Source organism: Streptomyces sp. JL2001 (genome assembly GCF_050917515.1).
GTDB lineage: Bacteria > Actinomycetota > Actinomycetes > Streptomycetales > Streptomycetaceae > Streptomyces.
Window position 1 is genome coordinate 1758094 of sequence record NZ_CP169421.1, and the last position, 19461, is coordinate 1777554.

General features: G+C 73.1%; 16 protein-coding genes. 5 read left to right on the plus strand and 11 right to left on the minus strand.

Annotated features, from left to right (window positions below; genetic code table 11):
• Positions 1 to 5: 5 nt before the first annotated feature.
• Together ACE1OA_RS07655 and ACE1OA_RS07660 are read left to right on the plus strand one after the other, a co-directional pair.
• On the plus strand, positions 6 to 791 hold the full coding sequence (locus ACE1OA_RS07655; protein ID WP_147981623.1) for an electron transfer flavoprotein subunit beta/FixA family protein: 786 nt from the start codon (positions 6 to 8) through the stop codon (positions 789 to 791).
• 34 nt (positions 792 to 825) lie between these two features.
• Entirely contained in the window at positions 826 to 1782 is a 957-nt protein-coding gene (locus ACE1OA_RS07660; RefSeq protein ID WP_432752530.1) for an electron transfer flavoprotein subunit alpha/FixB family protein, read from the plus strand.
• A 155-nt stretch (positions 1783 to 1937) separates the two neighbouring features.
• On the opposite strand, the gene ACE1OA_RS07665 is transcribed toward ACE1OA_RS07660, so the two are convergent.
• The 4 genes from ACE1OA_RS07665 to ACE1OA_RS07680 all read right to left on the minus strand — a co-directional run bounded on the left by ACE1OA_RS07665 (position 1938) and on the right by ACE1OA_RS07680 (position 5257).
• Positions 1938 to 2312: a hypothetical protein gene (locus tag ACE1OA_RS07665; protein WP_356609533.1), complete on the minus strand. Its 375-nt coding sequence runs from the start codon at positions 2310 to 2312 to the stop codon at positions 1938 to 1940.
• Between the two features lie 174 nt (positions 2313 to 2486).
• Positions 2487 to 3206 carry a TetR/AcrR family transcriptional regulator gene (locus tag ACE1OA_RS07670; RefSeq protein WP_356609525.1) on the minus strand — a complete coding sequence of 240 codons (720 nt, stop codon included), beginning with the start codon at positions 3204 to 3206 and terminating at the stop codon, positions 2487 to 2489.
• Between the two features lie 100 nt (positions 3207 to 3306).
• A complete protein-coding gene (locus tag ACE1OA_RS07675) occupies positions 3307 to 4068 on the minus strand; it encodes an SDR family NAD(P)-dependent oxidoreductase (RefSeq protein WP_432752531.1) in 762 nt (253 codons plus the stop codon).
• 43 nt (positions 4069 to 4111) lie between these two features.
• The gene (locus tag ACE1OA_RS07680) at positions 4112 to 5257 is read right to left on the minus strand and encodes an acyl-CoA dehydrogenase family protein (protein ID WP_147980466.1); all 1146 of its coding nucleotides are present in this window, start codon (positions 5255 to 5257) and stop codon (positions 4112 to 4114) included.
• A 125-nt stretch (positions 5258 to 5382) separates the two neighbouring features.
• On the opposite strand from ACE1OA_RS07680, the gene ACE1OA_RS07685 reads away from it, so the two are divergent.
• Positions 5383 to 5988, plus strand: a complete 606-nt coding sequence (locus tag ACE1OA_RS07685) for a TetR/AcrR family transcriptional regulator (protein ID WP_356779254.1) — start codon at positions 5383 to 5385, stop codon at positions 5986 to 5988.
• A gap of 121 nt (positions 5989 to 6109) precedes the next feature.
• Here ACE1OA_RS07685 and ACE1OA_RS07690 read toward each other — a convergent pair whose 3' ends face one another.
• From ACE1OA_RS07690 to ACE1OA_RS07715, 6 genes are all read right to left on the minus strand, one after another.
• Entirely contained in the window at positions 6110 to 7303 is a 1194-nt protein-coding gene (locus ACE1OA_RS07690; protein WP_432752532.1) for a glycoside hydrolase family 6 protein, read from the minus strand.
• 191 nt (positions 7304 to 7494) lie between these two features.
• The gene (locus ACE1OA_RS07695) at positions 7495 to 8631 is read right to left on the minus strand and encodes an XdhC family protein (protein WP_432752533.1); all 1137 of its coding nucleotides are present in this window, start codon (positions 8629 to 8631) and stop codon (positions 7495 to 7497) included.
• Between the two features lie 43 nt (positions 8632 to 8674).
• Entirely contained in the window at positions 8675 to 10150 is a 1476-nt protein-coding gene (locus ACE1OA_RS07700) for an NCS2 family permease (protein WP_356609513.1), read from the minus strand.
• 241 nt (positions 10151 to 10391) lie between these two features.
• Positions 10392 to 12794, minus strand: a complete 2403-nt coding sequence (pucD, locus tag ACE1OA_RS07705) for a xanthine dehydrogenase subunit D (RefSeq protein WP_432752534.1) — start codon at positions 12792 to 12794, stop codon at positions 10392 to 10394.
• Between the two features lie 2 nt (positions 12795 to 12796).
• Entirely contained in the window at positions 12797 to 13420 is a 624-nt protein-coding gene (locus ACE1OA_RS07710) for a (2Fe-2S)-binding protein (RefSeq protein ID WP_356609509.1), read from the minus strand.
• Between the two features lie 2 nt (positions 13421 to 13422).
• Complete coding sequence (locus ACE1OA_RS07715; RefSeq protein ID WP_356609507.1) at positions 13423 to 14313, minus strand: FAD binding domain-containing protein; 891 nt, start codon at positions 14311 to 14313, stop codon at positions 13423 to 13425.
• Positions 14314 to 14671: 358 nt separating this feature from the next.
• Between ACE1OA_RS07715 and ACE1OA_RS07720 the strand changes: the two genes are divergently transcribed.
• Complete coding sequence (locus ACE1OA_RS07720) at positions 14672 to 16369, plus strand: PucR family transcriptional regulator (RefSeq protein WP_432752535.1); 1698 nt, start codon at positions 14672 to 14674, stop codon at positions 16367 to 16369.
• Between the two features lie 525 nt (positions 16370 to 16894).
• The gene (locus tag ACE1OA_RS07725) at positions 16895 to 17686 is read left to right on the plus strand and encodes a hypothetical protein (protein WP_356609503.1); all 792 of its coding nucleotides are present in this window, start codon (positions 16895 to 16897) and stop codon (positions 17684 to 17686) included.
• 83 nt (positions 17687 to 17769) lie between these two features.
• Here the strand turns inward: ACE1OA_RS07725 and ACE1OA_RS07730 are convergent, their stop codons facing one another.
• Positions 17770 to 19341 carry a WD40 repeat domain-containing protein gene (locus tag ACE1OA_RS07730; RefSeq protein WP_384870946.1) on the minus strand — a complete coding sequence of 524 codons (1572 nt, stop codon included), beginning with the start codon at positions 19339 to 19341 and terminating at the stop codon, positions 17770 to 17772.
• Between the last annotated feature and the right edge of the window lie 120 nt (positions 19342 to 19461).

Below are 19461 nucleotides of genomic sequence, written 5' to 3' on the forward strand. Positions count from 1 at the left end.
AGGCCGTGACCCTGAGGATCGCTGTCTGTGTGAAGTACGTTCCCGACGCCACGGGCGACCGCGGTTTCGCCGATGACCTGACCGTCGACCGCGACGAGGTCGACGGCCTCCTCTCGGAGCTGGACGAGTACGCCGTCGAGCAGGCGCTCCAGATCTCCGAGGAGTCCGACGACGCCGAGGTCACCGTCGTGACCGTCGGCCCCGACGACGCCAAGGACGCGCTGCGCAAGGCGCTGTCGATGGGCGCCGACAAGGCCGTCCACGTCAACGACGACGACATCCACGGTTCCGACGTCTTCGGCACCTCGGCGATCCTCGCCAAGGCGCTGGAGAAGACGGGCTTCGACCTGGTCGTGTGCGGCATGGCGTCCACCGACGGCGGCATGGGCGTGCTGCCCGCGCTGCTCGCCGAGCGCCTCGGCCTGCCCCAGGTGACGCTGCTGTCGGAGCTCTCCGTGGCGGACGGCCTGGTCAAGGGCCGTCGTGACGGCGACGCCGCCACCGAGCAGCTGGAGGCCCCGCTGCCGGCCGTCGTCTCCGTCACCGACCAGTCCGGCGAGGCCCGTTACCCCTCGTTCAAGGGGATCATGGCGGCCAAGAAGAAGCCGGTCGAGGAGCTGGACCTGGACGACCTCGGCATCGACGCCGACGAGGTCGGTCTGGCCGGGTCCTGGACCCTGGTGGACTCGGCCGCGGCGCGCCCGGCCCGTACCGCCGGCACGATCGTCACGGACGAGGGGGACGGCGGCAAGCAGCTCGCCGCGTTCCTCGCCACGCAGAAGTTCATCTGACCGTCACCGTTCACCGTTTCAGGAGCAATGAATCATGGCTGAGATCCTGGTTCTCGTGGACCACGCCGACGGTGCGGTCCGCAAGCCGGCCCTCGAACTGCTGACCCTGGCCCGCCGGATCGGCGAGCCCACCGCCGTCGTCCTCGGCGCCGGTGAGGCCGCGGCGGCCATCGCCGCCAAGGCCGGCGAGTACGGCGCGGCCACCGTCTGCGTCGCGGACGCCGCCGAGTTCACCGAGCAGCTCGTCGTGCCGAAGGTCGACGCGCTCACGCAGATCGCCAAGGACAGGGGCGTCGCCGCCGTCCTCGTGACCTCCTCCGGGGAGGGCAAGGAGGTCGCCGCGCGGGTGGCCCTGCGCCTCGGCTCGGGCCTCATCACCGACGCCGTCGAGCTGGAGGCGGGCGAGAACGGCCCGGTCGCCACGCAGTCCGTCTTCGCCGCCTCGTACCAGGTGAAGTCGACCGTCTCGCACGGCGTCCCGGTCGTCACCGTCAAGCCCAACTCCGCCGCCCCGGAGGCCGCCCCGGCCGCCGGCACGGTCGAGAACGTGACCGTCGCCTTCACCGGCAACGCCGCCAAGGTCGTCTCGCGGACCCCGCGCGTCTCCACCGGGCGCCCCGAGCTGACCGAGTCCGCGATCGTCGTCTCCGGCGGCCGTGGCGTCGGTGCGGCCGAGGGCTTCGAGGTCGTCGAGAAGCTCGCCGACTCGCTCGGTGCCGCCGTCGGCGCCTCGCGCGCCGCGGTCGACGCGGGCTGGTACCCGCACTCCAACCAGGTGGGCCAGACCGGCAAGCAGGTCTCGCCGCAGCTGTACGTCGCGGCGGGCATCTCCGGCGCGATCCAGCACCGCGCGGGCATGCAGACCTCGAAGACGATCGTCGCGGTCAACAAGGACCCGGAGGCCCCGATCTTCGACCTGGTCGACTACGGCGTGGTCGGCGACCTGTTCGCCGTCCTGCCGCAGCTGACGGACGAGATCGGCGCCCGCTGACCGGAGTTCGCCGAGGAACGGCCCGCAGGTCCGGTCAGGACCCGCGGGCCGTTCCCGTACCGGGGCCGCGCAGGGACATGAGCCCGTGCCGCAGGACATGAGAAAGGGCCGGTCAGTGGCACCCCGTGCCACCTTCCGGCCCTTTTCGCGCCCGGTCAGATCCAGCCGTCGAGCGGGACCTCTTCACAGAGACGGACGACCGGCTGCGCCGGCACGGTGCCGCCCGAGGAGAGTCTGACGCGCACCCCGGGGCGCACCGCGTGCAGCGGGCCGTCGACCCGGCAGCGGACCACGAAGCCCTCCGCCATGTGCACCGGCCAGAGATCCGCCTCGGCGGCGGTGACCCCGCGGCGCACGGTGATCACGCCCTCGCCCTCGCTGAGTTCGGGCGTCAGGTCGGTCGACCCGCAGGTCGGACAGAGCAGTCTCTGGAACGTCGTGGTGTGGCACCAGCAGCAGCGCTGGAAGTAGAGCTCGGCGCCGGCGGCCGATTCCTCGGTCCGGACGGCGCCGCCGTTCCTCAGTCCCATCTGGAACACGATGCCTTCTCCTTGCACTCGGCGGCTCAACCGTGCATGGAGTCAATCTATGGCACTGAGTGCCATGGAATAAAGACCTGGGGAGACCTGCGTTCCCCGTCGTGATGACACTGAGACCCCTGGGGTACCGCGACCACCCTCACGGCCGCGGCGCGGGTGCCGTACTCAGCTCCCGCCGATGCTCGATTCCACCTCGCGCACCACCCGCCACATGGGCGTCGAGCGCTTGGTGATGACGACGACCACGTCCTCGGTCTCCTCGCCGGCCGCGGCGCCCTGCGGGTGGCCGTCCGGGCTCCAGGTGTCCCGTACGAACTCCAGCGCCCGGTCGACCTCGGCCAGCGGATCCCCCTCGCCGCCGGAACGGAGCCAGTGCCGCAGCGCGTGGTTGTGGGCGGCGACCACACCGGCCGCGGCCACGTTGGCCCGCAGGGTGCCGTCGCGGCGGTCCGCGTAGCGGGTGCGGAGGTAGTCGCCGAGGGTCTTCTCGTACCGCCAGACGACCGACAGTTCGTACGTCCGCAGGCCCGCCACCTCACGGGTGAGGCGGTAGCGCTGCACGGAGAACGTGGGGTTCTCGGCGTACATCCGCATGACGAGGCGGGCGGCGTCGCAGACCCGGCCGATGGGGTCGTCGGTGTCCTCGCTGGCGGCCAGGAACTCGGTCATGTCGGCGAGGCACTGCTCGTGGTCGGGGAAGACCACGTCCTCCTTGGACGGGAAGTAGCGGAAGAAGGAGCGCCGTCCGACCCCGGCCGTGCGGACGATGTCGTCGACGGTGGTCTGTTCGTACCCCCGCTCCAGGAAGAGCTGGAAGGCCGCGGCGATGAGGGATTCCCGCATCCCGGGCTTCGCGGAGTTCGTGGACGCTGTTCCCGTTCCCATGGGCCCGAACCTAGCACCCGGGCACCATGATCACGGCACTTGGTGCCAGCCAAAGCTGGCACCAAGTGCTATCGATCAGCCGGCTCCGTGGGCCGCGGCCTCAGCGGGCCGCCATGCGCAGGGCGCCGTCCATCCGGATCGTCTCGCCGTTGAGGTAGTCGTGCTCGGCGACCATGGTGACGAGCCGGGCGTACTCCTCCGGGCGGGCCAGACGCTGCGGGAAGGTGACGCTCGCGCCGAGCCCGGCCCGGACCTCCTCGCTGAATCCGGCCATCATCGGGGTGTCCACGATGCCGGGGGCGATGGTGACGACCCGGATGCCGAACTGGGCGAGGTCACGGGCGGCCGTGACGGTCATGCCGGCGACGCCCGCCTTGGAGGCGGCGTACGCGATCTGCCCGACCTGGCCCTCGAAGGCGGCGATGGAGGCGGTGTTGACGACCAGCCCGCGCTGGCCGTGCTCGTCGGGCTCCTGGCGGGCGATGGCCTCGGAGGCCAGGCGCATCACGTTGAAGGTGCCGAGCAGGTTGACGTTCAGGACCGCGCGGAAGAGGTCCAGGTCGTGCGGGCCCTTGCGGCCGAGGACCCGGGCGGAGGGCGCGATCCCGGCGCAGTTGACGGCGAGCCGCAGCTCGGCCCCGTCGGCCTCGATCCGGGCCAGGGCCTCGCGGACCGGACCCTCCTCGGTGACGTCGGCGGAGAGCAGGGTGACGCCGTCGGGCTGCGGACCGGCGGCGACGACCGCCTTGTCCAGGTCCAGGCCGTAGACGGTGGCGCCGCGGGCGGCGAGTGCGGCGGCCGTGGCGGCGCCGAGACCCGACGCCGCGCCGGTGACGAGCGCGGCGGAACCGGCGATGTCCATGGAACTCCTCGATCGTGTACGGATGGTCGGCTGGTGTCGTGCGTCAGCGGGCGAGGCCGCGGCTGATCACCAGCCGCTGGATCTGGTTGGTCCCCTCGAAGATCTGCATGATCTTCGCCTCGCGCATGTAACGCTCGACCGGGAAGTCACGGGTGTACCCGTACCCGCCCAGGACCTGTACCGCGTCCGTGGTCACCTTCATGGCGGCGTCGGTCGCGATCAGCTTGGCCGCGCTGGCCTGGCGGCTGAACGGGCGGCCGAGGTCGCGGCGGCGGGCGGCGTCGAGGTAGGTGGCGCGGGCGGAGTCGACGGCCGCGGCCATGTCGGCGAGGAGGAAGCCGAGGCCCTGGTGGTCGACGATCCGGCGGCCGAAGGTGGTGCGCTCGTTGGCGTAGTCGACGGCGGCGTCGAGGGCGGCCTGGGCCAGACCGGTGGCGCAGGCGGCGATGCCGAGCCGGCCGCAGTCGAGCGCGCTGAACGCGATCTGGAGGCCCTGGCCCTCGTCCCCGATGAGCCGGCCGGCGTCGAGCAGCGCGCCGTCCCAGTGGGCGGAGGTGGTCGGGACCGCCTGGAGGCCCATCTTGCGCTCGGGCTTGCCGAAGGAGAGGCCCTCCGCGCTGCCCGGGGCGAGGAAGCAGGAGACGCCGTGGCTGCCGGGGGCCGTCCGGGCGAAGAGGGAGTAGAAGCCGGCCTTGCCGCCGTGGGTGATCCACGCCTTGGTGCCGGTGACGCGGTACGCGGTGCCGTCGGCGGTGCGCTCGGCCTTGCAGGAGAGGGCGGCGGCGTCGGAGCCCGCCTGGGGCTCGGAGAGGCTGTATCCGCCGACCAGGTCGCCGGCGAGCATGGCGGGCAGCCAGCGCTGCTTCTGCTCGTCGGTGCCGAAGGAGTTCAGCGGGTGACAGGCGAGCGTGTGGACGCTGGTGGCGACGGCGACGGCCGCCCAGCGGGCCGCCAGCTCCTCCAGGACCTGGAGGTACACCTCGTACGGCTGGCCTCCGCCACCGAACTCCTCGGGGTACGCGAGGCCCAGCAGCCCCGCGTCGCCGAGGGTGGTGAACAGGCCCTCCGGGTACGTCTCGGCGGCCTCGTGTTCGTCCACGCGGGGAGAGAGCTCCTTGTCGGCGATCTCCCGGGTGAGGGCGATGAGGTCCGCTGCCTCGGGGGTGGGAAGCAGGCGGTCGACATCCATGGCGACTCCAGTGACACTCAGCACCGCTCGAAACGGTACTGGGGGCGGTACGGCAGTACCGTTGAGAGTAGCGCAGAACTGGGGCGCCGTAACCCCCGGAGCAGGCCGACCGGCATACTGTTCGGGTGATCGAGACCTCAGCCGCCGACGCGCCCAAGCTGACGGGCCGCGGCGCGGCCCGCCGGTCCGCCCTGTTCGAGGAGCTGGTGGCCCTCCTGGTCGGCGAGGGCTTCGCGCAGCTGACGCTGGACGATCTCGCCGCCCGCCTGCACTGCTCGAAGCGCACGCTGTACGGCCTGGCGGGCAGCAAGGAGCAGCTGGTCCGGGCGGCCGTCGTCCACTTCTTCCGGCGCGCGACCACCCGGGTCGAGTCGGTCCTCGCCGCCGAGACCGAGCCGGCCCGGCGCCTCGCCGCCTATCTGCGGGCCGTCTCGGCCGAGCTGGCCCCGGTCTCGCCGCAGTTCTTCGACGACGTGGCCGCCTTCGAACCGGCCGCCGAGGTGTACGAGCGCAACACGCGGGCGGCGGCGGGCCGCGTGCAGCAGCTGATCGAGGAGGGCGTGCGGGCGGGCGCCTTCCGCGAGGTGCACGTGACCTTCGCGGCCGACGTCATCGCCTCGGTCATGGTCCGCATCCAGCGGCGCCAGGTGGCGGCGACGACCGGACTCGCGGACGCCGAGGCGTACGAGCAGCTGGCGGAGCTGCTCCTGAACGGCCTGACCAAGGCGTAGCGGGAACCACCGGAAGGCGACCCGTTCGCCACGGGCGACCCGGTGGCGCGACCCGCGTCACCGGGACCGGGGCCTGTGCCCGTCCGCGGACGCCCGGTCCGGGACCAGGAGGCGTCCGTGGTCAGGGGACGGGGACGACCGGCGGGTCCGCCAGGCGCAGGAGCTCCAGGGCCTGGGCGGGGAACCACTCCCCCGCCCGCGGGTCGGCGATCCCCCGTTCGGGATCCAGCGGCCCCGCCGTGCCGCGCAGGCACTGTCCGTCGGACTCGCCGGGGATCTTGATCCAGAGACGGGCGTCGTGGAGCGGATCGCCGGTGGCGGTCGTGGGCGGGGCGCCGAGCCCTCGGCCGGGCGGATTGCACCAGTCCTGCGGATCGGTGTAGCGGCCGGCGGGCGGGGTCCAGGGACCCCGGCCGTTGCGGCTGGAGTCGGTGACGAAGTGCCTCATCCGGTCCGTCGGCGTGGTGACGTGGGCGGCCAGCCAGGTCCGCGCCTGCGCGCGGGGCAGCGTACGGTCCGGGCACTCGGCGGGGTCGCCGCCGCCTTCGGCGTGGGCGAGGCAGGAGGCGACGAGCGTGCCGTACCAGGTCGTGTCGTCGTCGGTGCGGTGGTTGGAGACGTTCACGGCGAAGCCGGTGGCACGTCCGGCCCCGGCCTTCAGCAGGCGGGAGACGACGGTGGGGACCGAGTGCCAGGCTGAATGGCCGGCGTCCACGTAGACCCGGGTGGCGGGCAGGGGTTCGAGGGCGTCGACGGCCCGGGCGAGCGAGGCGTACCGCTCGGCGGTCCGGGAGCCGGCGGCGTCGTCCTGTCCGCACTCCGAGGGGAGCAGGGCCAGGCCGTCGGGCTCCAGGACCACCAGGGCCCGGTGGTCGCCGATGCCGCGGGCGACGGCCTCGGTCCACGCCGTGTACGCGGCCGCGCCGCTCGCACCGCCGGCGGAGTACTGGGCGCAGTCCCGCCCCGGGAGGTTGTAGAGCACGAGGACGGGAACGCTGCCGTCCTCCTTCGCGGCGGAGACGACCCCGCGCACCTCGCGCTCGGTGTCGGCGGGGGTCGCGTCGCCGAACCACACGGCCTGCGGGGTGCGCGTCATGGCGAGCAGGGCAGCGGCGGTGGACGCGTCGCCGCGGGCGACGAGGTCGCGGTGGTGGGCCCGGGCCGCGGCGGAGGGTTCGGGCGCGTACAGCCGCACGGGGGTCCCGGAGGGCACCGGGTCCTGGGCCGTGGGCGGTGTCCGCGCCGGCAGCAGGGCGACGAGTCCGAGGACGAGGGGGGCGAGGAGGGCGAGCGGCAGGGCGGCGCGTCGGCGCATGGGCCGTCCCTTCGTGCGCGTCACGGGATCGGGTCCCGTGACCGGAGTGCCCGGCTCCCGGGAGCGTTCCCCCCGAGCCTCACCCCCGGCCCGGCGGGCGTCAACCGCGCGAACGGCTGATCACGCGGCCGGCCGCCGTGGTTCGGGGCGACCCGTCAGGCGACCCGTCAGGCGACCCGTCAGGCGACCCGTCAGGCGACCGAACCTATCCGGCCGGCGGGCGGGCGCGGGCCGTCGTGGTGGATCGGGGTGTGCGCGCCGGCCAGGGAGGCGCCCGTGCCGCCGCGGCGGTCGGCCACGATCTCGGCGGCGATCGACAGCGCCGTCTCCTCCGGCGTGCGGGCGCCGAGGTCGAGTCCTATCGGGGAACGCAGCCGGGCCAGTTCGAGTTCGGTGACGCCGACCTCCCGCAGCCGCTTGTTGCGGTCCTCGTGGGTGCGGCGGGAACCCATCGCGCCGACGTAGGCGACGGGGAGCTTCAGGGCCGCTTCGAGGAGCGGCACGTCGAACTTGGCGTCGTGGGTCAGCACGCACAGGACCGTGCGGCCGTCGACCTCGGTCGACGCCAGGTAGCGGTGGGGCCATTCGACGACGATCTCGTCGGCCTCGGGGAACCGGGCCGGCGTCGCGAAGACGGGGCGGGCGTCGCACACGGTCACGTGGTAGCCGAGGAACTTCCCCACCCGCACGAGCGCCGAGGCGAAGTCGATGGCGCCGAAGACGATCATGCGCGGGGGCGGCACGGACGACTCGACCAGGAGGGTGAGCGGCTGCCCGCAGCGGCTGCCGTCCTCGCCGATCACGACGGTGCCGGTGCGGCCGCCGTCCAGCATCGCGCGGGCCTCGCCCGCCGCGGTGCGGTCCAGTTCGGGATGGCCGCCGAGACCGCCTTCGTACGACCCGTCCGGGCGGACCAGCAGGGCCCGCCCCATCAGGTCGGCGGGGCCCTCGACGATCCGGGCCAGGGCCGCCGCCTCGCCGGAGACGGCGGCTTCCAGGGCGGCGGGGTAGACCCCGCCGCGTACCGGGGTGACGAGGATGTCGATGATGCCACCGCAGGTCAGACCGACCGCGAAGGCGTCCTCGTCGCTGTATCCGAAGCGCTCGACGACGGTCTGGCCGTCCTCGAGCGCCTGCGTGCACAGGTCGTAGACCGCGCCCTCCACACAGCCCCCGGAGACCGAGCCGATCGCCGTGCCGTCACTGTCGACGGCGAGCGCGGCGCCGGGCTGCCGGGGCGCGCTCCCGCCGACCGCCACGACGGTGGCGACGGCGAACTCGCGTCCCTGCTCGACCCACCGGTGCAGCTCTTCGGCGATGTCCAGCATCTCGGTCTCCTCGGGTGGTGTGGGGAGGGCGGCGGTACGGGCGTCAGCTGACGCCGAGCCAGCTCTCGATCGGATGGATCGCGAAGTACACGATGAAGATCGCGGTCAGGCCCCACATGAAGGCGCCCACTTCGCGTGCCTTGCCCTGCGCCACCTTGATGACGGCGTAGGAGATGACGCCGGCCGCGACACCCGTGGTGATGGTGTAGGTGAACGGCATCAGGACCACGGTGAGGAACACCGGGATCGCGACGGAGCGGTCGCTCCAGTCGACGTGCTTGGCGTTCTGCATCATCATCGCGCCGATGACGACCAGGGCGGCGGAGGCGACCTCGGCCGGCACGATCGCGGTGAGCGGGGTGAAGAAGAGACAGGCCGCGAAGAACGCGCCGGTGACCACGGAGGCGAGACCCGTACGGGCTCCCTCTCCGACGCCGGTCGCCGACTCGACGAAGACGGTCTGGCCGGAGCCGCCGACGCCGCCGCCGAGGACGCCGCCGGCACCGTCGATGAACAGCGCCTTGGACAGGCCCGGCATCCGGCCCTGCTCGTCGGCGAGCTTGGCCTCGGAGCCGACGCCGATGATCGTGGCCATGGCGTCGAAGAAGCCCGCGAGCACCAGGGTGAAGACGATCATGGAGATGGTGATGTAGCCGACGTCGCCCCAGCCGCTGAAGGACACCTCGCCGATGAGCGAGAAGTCCGGCGCGGAGACGGCGCTGCCGTGCAGCTCCGGCGGGCCGGAGAACCAGGCGCCCGCCCCCTCCTTGGGGATGTCCGCGACCGCGTTGACGACCGCGGCGATCACCGTGCCGGCGACGATGCCGATGAGGATGGCGCCGGGGATGTTGCGGGACTGCAGGGCGAAGATCAGGAGCAGGGTGACCGCGAAGATCAGTACGGGCCAGCCCTGGAGCTCACCGGCCGGGCCGAGGGTGACCGGGCCTCCGCCGGGGGAAGGGTTCTCGTGCACGAAGCCGGCCTTCACGAAGCCGATGATCGCGATGAAGAGGCCGATGCCGATGGTGATCGCGTGCTTGATCGCCAGCGGGATCGCGTTCATGATCATCTCGCGCAGCCCGGTGACCACCAGAAGGCAGATCACCACACCGTAGGCCACACACATGGCCATCGCCTGGGGCCAGGTCATCACGGCGACGACCTGCGAGGAGAGCACACCGGAGACGCTGAGACCGGCTGCCAGGGCGAGGGGGACCTTGCCCCAGAAGCCCATCAGCAGGGTCGTCGCGGCGGCCGCCAGAGCGGTCGCCGTGATGAGTGCGGGCTGGCTGAGGACGTTGCCGTCCACGTCCTTGCCGCCGAGGATCAGGGGGTTGAGCAGGAGAATGTACGCCATCGCCATGAAGGTGGTGACGCCGCCGCGTATCTCCGTCGCGACGGTGGATCCTCTCTCCGAGATGTGAAAGTACCGGTCGAGCCAAGAGCGGCCGGCGGGGACGTTCGAGCCGGAGCCCGCGTCCTCCGAGGCGGTCTTGGGCTCCACTGACGACTGGGTCATGGGGCCTACTCCCAAGGTTCAAAGGGACACCCGCATCCGACGGGGAAGACGGAGGTGCTGCGGGATTTGGGATGGTGCGTTGGCTGCACGACCCGGGGGACGGCCCGAGACGAACGTGGACGGATCGGATCCATCCGGTGATTCGCGGTACTGCTGGTGATGCGGGTGATGCCGGGGATCGCTCCGGACGGCGCGGGCGGGGAAGTGTGACGTTCCCGGATGGCGCGCCGCCCGGAGAGTCCTACAAGGTGCCGGTGAGCGCCTCGGGGCGGACCGGCGTCTTGTTGAGCTCCAGACCCGTCGCCTGCCGGATCGCCGCGAGGACGGCCGGCGTGGACGAGAGGGTCGGGGCCTCGCCGAGTCCCCGCAGGCCGTAGGGCGCGTTGGGGTCGGCGAGTTCGAGCACGTCGACCGGGATGGTCGGCGTGTCGAGGATCGTCGGGATCAGGTAGTCCGTGAAGGAGGGGTTGCGCACCTTCGCGGTCTTCGGGTCCACGATGATCTCTTCCATCACCGCGACGCCCAGGCCCTGGGTGGTGCCACCCTGGATCTGGCCGACGACGGAGAGCATGTTGAGCGCCTTGCCGACGTCCTGGGCGGTGGCGAGCTCGATGACCTTCACCAGGCCGAGCTCGGTGTCCACCTCCACCACCGCGCGGTGCGCGGCGAAGGTGTACTGGACGTGGCCGTCGCCCTGACCGGTGACGAGGTCGAACGCCTGCGTCGGCCGGTGGCGGAACTCGAGCTCGATGTCGATCGTCTCGTTCTCCAGGACGTCCGCCAGCGAGGCGAGGACCTCGCCGCCGTCGGTCACGACCTTGCCGCTCTCCAGGACCAGCTCGGCGGTCGCCCACGCGGGGTGGTACGAGCCGAACTTCCGCCGGCCGATCTCCAGGACCCGCTCGCGGACGGCCTCGCAGGTGTTCTTCACCGCGCCGCCGGTCATGTACGTCTGCCGGGAGGCGGACGTCGAACCGGCGGAGCCGACCTGCGTGTCGGCCGGGTGGATGGTCACCTGCGTGACACCGAGCTCCGTACGGGCGATCTGGGCGTGCACGGTGACACCGCCCTGACCGACCTCGGCCATGGCCGTGTGGACCATCGCGACCGGCTCGCCGTTGATGACCTCCAGGCTCACCCGGGCGGTCGAGTAGTCGTCGAAGCCCTCGGAGAAGCCGACGTTCTTGATGCCGACGGCGTAGCCGACACCGCGGACGACGCCCTCGCCGTGCGTGGTGTTCGACAGGCCACCGGGCAGCGCGCGGACGTCCGCGCCCTCGCCGGCGGTCTCCCACTGGCGCTCCGGCGGCATCGGGCGGGCCTTGACCCGGCGCAGCAGCTCGGCGACCGGGGCCGGCGAGTCCACGACCTGGCCGGTCGGCATGATCGTGCCCTGCTCCATGGCGTTGAGCTGGCGGAACTCGACCGGGTCCATGTCCAGCTTCGCCGCGAGCTTGTCCATCTGCGCCTCGTAGGCGAAGCAGGCCTGGACGGCGCCGAAGCCGCGCATCGCGCCACAGGGCGGGTTGTTGGTGTAGAGCGCGATCGCCTCGATGTCGACGTCGTCGATGACGTACGGGCCGACGGAGAGGGAGGACGCGTTGCCGACGACGGCCGGGGAGGCCGAGGCGTAGGCGCCGCCGTCGAGCACGATCCGGCACTTCATGTGCGTGATCTTGCCGTCCTTGGTGGCCCCGTGCTCGTACCAGAGCTTCGCCGGGTGGCGGTGGACGTGGCCGAAGAAGGACTCGAAGCGGTTGTAGACGATCTTGACCGGCTTGCCGGTGCGCAGCGCCAGCAGGCAGGCGTGGATCTGCATCGAGATGTCCTCGCGGCCGCCGAAGGCACCGCCGACGCCGGAGAGCGTCATGCGCACCTTCTCCTCGGGCAGGCCGAGGACGGGGGCGATCTGCTTGAGGTCCGAGTGCAGCCACTGGGTGGCGACGTACAGGTCGACGCCACCGTCCTCGGCGGGTACGGCGAGGCCGGACTCCGGGCCGAGGAACGCCTGGTCCTGCATGCCGAAGACGTACTCGCCCTCGACGATCACGTCGGCCCTCTTGCGGGCCTCCGCCACGTCGCCGCGGATGATCGGCTGGCGGTGCACGATGTTGGGGTGCGGGACGTGACCGCTGTGGTGGTCGTCGCGGCCCTCGTGGATGAGCGGCGCGTCGGGGGCGAGGGCGGACGCCTCGTCGGTGACGAGCGGCAGCTCCCGGTAGTCGATCTTCACCTTGGCCGCGGCACGGCGGGCGGTCTCCGGGTGGTTCGCGGCGATCAGGGCCACCGGCTCGCCGTGGTGCCGCACCCGGCCGTTGGCGAGCACGGGGGTGTCCTGGATCTCCAGGCCGTAGTTCTTCATCGCGGCGGGCAGGTCGTCGTACGTGAGCACGGCGTACACGCCGGACATCGCGAGGGCCTCGGAGACGTCGATGGAGACGATCTCGGCGTGCGCGACGGTCGAGCGGAGGGTCTGGCCCCACAGCATGTCCTCGTGCCACATGTCCGAGGAGTAGGCGAACTCGCCGGTGACCTTGAGGGTGCCGTCCGGGCGGAGCGTGGACTCGCCGATGCCGCCCTGGTTGTGCTTCTGGGTGACGTTCGTCGGTGTGCCCGCCGGAGCGGTGCGCGTGTTCTGCGCCATGGTCAGACCGCCTCTCCCTGACGGGCGGCCGCCAGGCGGACCGCGTCGAGGATCTTCTCGTAGCCCGTGCAGCGGCAGAGGTTGCCGGACAGGGCCTCCCTGATGTCCTGGTCGGACGGGTCGCTCTGCCGCTCCAGGAGCTCGTCGGCGGCGATCAGCAGACCCGGCGTGCAGAAGCCGCACTGGACGGCGCCGGCGTCGATGAACGCCTGCTGGATCGGGGAGAGTTCCACGCCCTCGCCGGTCTGCGAGTCCTGACCGGCCCGCGAGCCGGACTCGCCCTGCGAGGGACGCGCCTCCCACTTCCGGGCGGTGTCGAGCGAGGTGCCGCAGGCGCCGGTGGCGCAGCCGCCGTGGCCGGCGTGCTCCTCGCGCTGCTTGGCGAAGTCGGCGAGGCCCTCGACGGTGACGACGTCGCGGCCCTCGACCTGGCCGGCGGCGACCAGGCAGGAACAGACCGGAACGCCGTCGAGGCGGACCGTGCAGGAACCGCATTCACCCTGCTCGCAGGCGTTCTTGGAGCCGGGCAGGCCCATCCGCTCACGCAGGACGTAGAGCAGGGACTCGCCCTCCCAGACGTCGTCGGCTTCCTGCGGACGACCGTTGACCGTGAAATTGACGCGCATGTCTATGCAGCTCCCTCAAGCGGGCGGCCGGTGCCGCGGTACTGCTCCCAGGTCCAGCCGAGCTGGCGGCGGGCCATGATGCCGACGGCGTGACGGCGGTACTTGGCGGTGCCTCGGACGTCGTCGATCGGGTTCGCCGCGCCCGAGCACAGGTCGGCGAACTGCTTGGCGATCGACGGGGTGATGATCTTGCCGCTCTCCCAGAAGCCGCCCTCCTCCAGCGCCGCGTTCAGGAAGGCCTCGGCCTCCTTGGCGCGGATCGGGGTCGGGGCCGCCGAACCGATGCCGGTACGGACGGTGCGGGTCTCCGGGTGGAGCGCGAGGCCGAAGGCGCAGACCGCGATGACCATCGCGTTGCGGGTGCCGACCTTGGAGTACTGCTGGGGACCGTCCGCCTTCTTGATGTGGACGGTCTTGATGAGCTCGTCGGGCTCCAGCGCGTTGCGCTTCACGCCCGTGTAGAACGCGTCGATCGGGATGAACCGGCTGCCTCGCACCGATTCGACCTCGACCTCGGCGCCCGCGGCGAGCAGCGCGGGGTGCGCGTCGCCGGCGGGGGACGCGGTGCCGAGGTTGCCGCCGACGCCGCCGCGGTTGCGGATCTGCGGGGAGGCGACCGTGTGCGAGGCGAGGGCCAGGCCCGGGAGCTCGGCCCGCAGGTGCTCCATGATCGCGGTGTACGGGACGGAGGCGCCGAGGCGCACGTTCTCCTCCCCGACCTCCCACTCGCTCAGCAGCTCGATACGGTTGAGGTCCAGGAGGTACTCGGGGCGCCGGTGGTCGAAGTTGATCTCGACCATGACGTCGGTGCCGCCTGCGATGGGCACGGCCGTGGGGTGCTCTGCCTTGGCGGCGAGCGCCTCCTCCCAGCTGGCGGGGCGAAGGAAGTCCATGGTGGCTCTCTTCTTGTGCTTCTAGTGGTCGGGGGTCCGTCGTACGGGCCCGGGGGGACGGCCGGCCCTCGACTTCGAATTCGTGTTCATGTGCTGTTCACGCGATGTGTGGCCTAGTACACAAGCCCGGCGCGGCGGGGTGCAGTCACCGAAAACATGAAGGAGTTGGCTGGTGACCTTCCTCGTCTTGTAGATTCGAACGAAAGGCGAGGCTCGGCAACCTCTCCGTTTTCCCCTGGAAACCCCGGCACCGGGCCACCGTCGACAACGCGACACTCTCCCGCGCCGCGGATCCTGGGGATCCACCTGTTTATGTCTTACCCACGAGTGACTGACGAGAAGGAACGGCGGCGACGAGATGCGGCTGCGCGCACTGCTGGAAACCGACGCGCTGGGGCTGCGCCTGCTCGGTGGTGAGGACGAGCTGGACCGCACCGTCCGCGGCGTGATGACGACGGACCTCAAGGACCCCAGCCGGTATCTGTCCGGGGGCGAGCTGGTCCTCACCGGACTCGCCTGGCTCCGCGAGCCGGCGGACGCCGAGCCGTTCGTACGGATCCTGGCCTCCGCCGGGGTCGCCGCCCTCGCGGCGGGCGAGGCGGAGCTCGGGGACATCCCCGACGACCTCGTCCAGGCGTGTTCTCGCCATCGTCTGCCGCTCTTCGCGGTGAACGAGTCCGTTGCGTTCGCGACGATCACCGAGCACGTTGTTCGACAGGTCTCCGGCGAGCGGGCCGGCGACCTGGCCGCCGTCGTGGACCGCCACCGGCGCCTGATGACCTCCGGCCCGACGGGCGGCGGTCCGGACGTGGTGCTCGACCTGCTCGGCTCCGACCTCGACCTGCGGGCCTGGGTCCTCTCCCCCACCGGTCGCCAGATCGCGGGGGCGGGGGAACCGCTGGACGGGAACCTCGCCGCGCGGCTGGCCGGCGAGCACCTGGCCGCCACCCGGACCGGCCGGCGCGGCCCGCACCGGCTGAACGCCGCCGGGGCGACGTACTCGCTCTTCCCGATCCGCAACACCGGCCGCGGGGCCGCACCCGCCTCGCGGGACGTGCGGGAGACGGTGCTGTCCGACTGGCTGCTGGCCGTCGAGGCGGACGCCGGGGACTGGCCCGCGGCGCGGCTGGACCTGCTCCAGGGCGTCACCCAGCTGATCGCCGTGGAACGGGACCGGCGGGACGCGGCCCGCACGGTCCGGCGCCGGCTCGCCCAGGAGGTCCTCGAGCTGGTCCAGACGGGCGCGGCGCCGGCCGAGATCGCGGCCCGCCTGCGGGTGGCCGCGCCGGTCCTGCTGCCGGGCCTGGGCACCGCGCCGCACTGGCAGGTCGTCGTCGCCCGGGTGGAGTGGGAGCCCGAGGGCGCGGCCGGCCAGACGGTGGACGGCGGCCCGGTCGCCCAGGCGCTGCTGGAGGAGATCCTCGTCGACCCCGCGACCGTCGGACCGGACTCGGCCGACCGGATCGCCGTGGCCCACCACGGGGACGAGGCCATCGCCCTGGTCCCGCTGCCCGCGGGCCCGCTGCCGGACAGCGAGGACGAGGACCGGGGCACGAGCGCCGGTCTGCACGCGGACGTGCTCCTCGCGGGGGTGCGGGACCCCCTGTCGTCCGGCCTCGCCGACGACGGCCGCCTCACCCTGGGCGTCAGCGCCGCCGTCCACTCGGCGGAGGGCCTGCGCGGCGCGCTGGAGGAGGCCCGGCACGCACGCCGGGTCGCGGCCGCCCGCCCGGGCCGGGTCTGCGCGGCCGGCCATCACGAGCTGGCCTCGCACGTCCTGCTCCTCCCGTTCGTGCCCGACGACGTCCGCCGCGCCTTCACGGCCCGGCTGCTCGACCCGCTGCGGGACTACGACCGCCGGCACCGTGCGGAGCTGATCCCCACGCTGGATGCCTTCCTGGACTGCGACGGGTCCTGGACACGCTGTGCGACGCGACTCCACCTGCATGTGAACACCCTGCGCTACCGGGTCGGCAGGATCGAGCAACTCACCGGGCGGGACCTGTCGCGCCTCGAGGACAAGCTGGACTTCTTCCTGGCCCTGCGGATGAGCTGAGCCGGACCCGCCGCCCGGCCCGGCTTCCCGGGCCGGGCGCCGGGTGTTGGCCGCCACGGGGCGCCCGCGGTGCGGGACACGCGCGCCCGGCCCCGGGTGGCCCGGCCGCCGTTCCGCCGTCCTCCCCGCCACCCGTCCGGCCCAAGCGGGTGTCCTGGCCATCACGCCGGGAGCCCGGCGAGATCGCCAGGACGCTCCCCGACGCTGTCCCGGTCCTCACCCGGAAGACGGACACGGAGATTCATCTCTTCGAGCGAGGGCGCGGATCCCGCGCACGGGAAATCCGTCCCGCGCACGGCGCGGGACGAGAGCCCCCGGCTTTCCCGGAAGAGTCGGGAACCGCTCCGAATCGGCCCGTCCACCGGTCACATCGGGCCTTCCGTGTCCGTATACCGGATAAACACAAGGCACTTGTGAATTCATTCACCTGACCCCTTGGCCAGGCCCGCCCGTTCGTGCTGAGATTCCAGCCTCACTCAACAGCTCAATGGTGCGCTCGGGGAGGGCAATGTGGCGGACACCGCCATGTCTGGTTCCGAAACGACGGAGGGTGACGATCCGTCCCTTGCCTACGGCAAGGCGACCCCCATGGAGACGGCCATATGGCGGCTGCGTTCGCGCGGCTGCTGGACGGACGCCGCCGCGCTGCTCGCGCCCCGCGCGACCGAGCCGGCCGCGGCGCTCGAACGGGCCGCGCTGCTGATCGAGCGGTGTCTGTACACCGAGCAGGGCTGGGCCGAGGCGGACGAGGCGCTGCGGGCGGCCGAGGCGGTGGCCCAGAGCGACGAGGAGCGCGGGGCGGCGGCCTGCGAACGCGGCTACCTGGCCTACGCGTCGACCCTGCTCGGCGTCCGGGACCGGGCGGACGAGGCGCGGGCGGCGCTGGGCCGGGCCGCCGCGCTGATCAGCCCCTCGGCCGAGGGGCGGCCCCTGCTCGACTTCCGGCGCGGGCTGGTGGCCCAGAACCTCGGCGACTCCCCGGAAGCGGCCCGCGCGGCCTACCGTCGCGCCCACGCCGGGGCGACCGCCCAGGGCGACGCCCTGCTGCTGTCCTTCACCTGGCGTCACCTCGCCGGAATCGCCCTGCGCGAGGGCGAGTTGGCGGAGGCCCGGCACGGGTTCGCCGAGTCGCTGCGGATCCGGGAGGAGCTGGGCTACCTCGTCGGCACGGCGCCGGCGCTCACCGCGCTCGCCGACACCGAGACGGAACCCGAGGCCGGGCGGCTCCGGGAGGAGGCCCGCCGGCTGTTCCGGCTGCTCGGTGGTGTTCCCACCTGGCTGGCCGGACAACTGGCCGTCCCGCGCCCGGCCGTCTGAGGACGATCCGGGCCTCCCGGCGACCGGGGTGGCGGCGCGTCGGCCGATGACGCGTCGTCACCTCGTCCTGCCGGTGGGGTTCTTCACCCGTTCTCGTGGCCGGCCGGGTCCAGGCGGACCAGCACCTCGTCCATCCCGATCACCAGCGCGCCGTCCGGGGTGACCGCCACCGCGCGGACGGGCGGCCCCGGGCGGAAGGCCAGCCGGGTGCCGGAGTCGAGGTGGTGCAGTTCGACGAGCCCGTCGGCCCAGGCGACCGCGAGCGCCGGCCCGGCCGCGGTCGGCGTCGCGTGCAGGTCCACGACCGCCGCCTCCCGCGCGGTGAGCGGGCCCGGCTTGGGATCCTGGCCCGGGACCCAGACGCGGACCGTGCCGTCCGCGCCGCCGCTGCAGACGAAGGGCGTGGCCGTCTCGACGGCGGTCACCGCGGTGACGCGTCCGCTGTGCAGCGCCGCCTGGTGAACGCCCGTCAGACCGAAGGCGTGTACGGAGCCGAGCCGGTCGCCGACCACCACCGAGCCGGCGATCGCCGCGAGCGCGGTGCCCGGGTGCCGGCTGAGGGTCGCCGTCACGGCCTCGGTGAGCCGTTCCAGATACGGCGGACGGGGGGCCGATCCCCGTACGGTGTGCAGCCGGCCGCGCTCGTCCAGGAGCAGGACGGCGCCGTCGGGTGCGGGCGCGAGGGCCTTGACCCGGCCGCCGGGGCTGGTGGCCGGTTCACCGACGGGATGGGCGTCGACGGGATCCAGCAGAGTGACGGTCTCGGTCGGGCCGGCCACGAGGAGCCCGCCCCGGCCCACGCCGAGGGAGGTCGCCGGGCCCGGCCAGGGCGGGGTCAGGTCGCCGCGGACCCGGGTCCACCGCACCCGCCACGGCGCGGCGGCCGCGAGCTCCGCGAGGGCCGGCCGGAGCCGGGGGTCCGCGCCGTCTCCGAGGGATCCGAGCAGGACGAGGGCGCGGTCGGCGGGGTCCTGGTCGCGGCTGAGGGACTGACCGGCGCGCAGCCAGGCGGCCCGCAGTCCGCCGTGTTCCTCTTCCGGGTCGGCGGCGTAGGCGGTGGTGACGCGCACCGGGTCGGCGGTGCAGACGGCGACGGGGTCGGCCGGGTCGGGTCCCGGCTCCGCCTCTCCCGGCCGGGGGCCGGCCGGTGCCGCCGCCCCGCCGTCCACGGACACCGTCGCGGCCCGCCGGGCGGTCAGCGGGCCGGGCGGCTGCGGACCGGTCTCGACGACCAGGCGGACGCGACCGGACTCGGCCAGTTCGGCGAGCAGTTCGGCGCAGGCGTCGGGTTCGGCGGCGGACTGCAGGTCCGTGAGGAGGAGCACGGCGCGGCGGGTCTCGGTGGTGGCGAGGACCCGGACCAGTTCCCCCGGGGTGCGGGCGACCACGCCGAGGCGGTTCGCCAGGGCCCAGGCGGCGCCGAGGGCGCTCTGTCCGGCGAGCGGCACGACCGCCCGTGACGGCCGCCGGCGGCGGCCGCCCGAGCGGGCGCCGTACGTGGCGAGCCAGGCCAGCAGGGCGGTCTTGCCGCGCTCCGGTCCGCCGGTGAGCAGACAGAGCCGCGGCGCGTCGGGGTCGGTCAGCCAGCCGAGCAGGGCGGCGGCGGCGGCCTCGGTGCCGGCGGGGGGCCGCTGTCCGCGGGGGGACCCGCTCACGGGTGCCCTCCCCCGGCCGTGCGCCGGGGAGATCCCCACCGCACCGGAATCGGAGTCGCGGACGGCATGGGACACCTCACGGACGGCGCTGCGCGAGCCGGCGTGCGGGCCGGCCGGCGG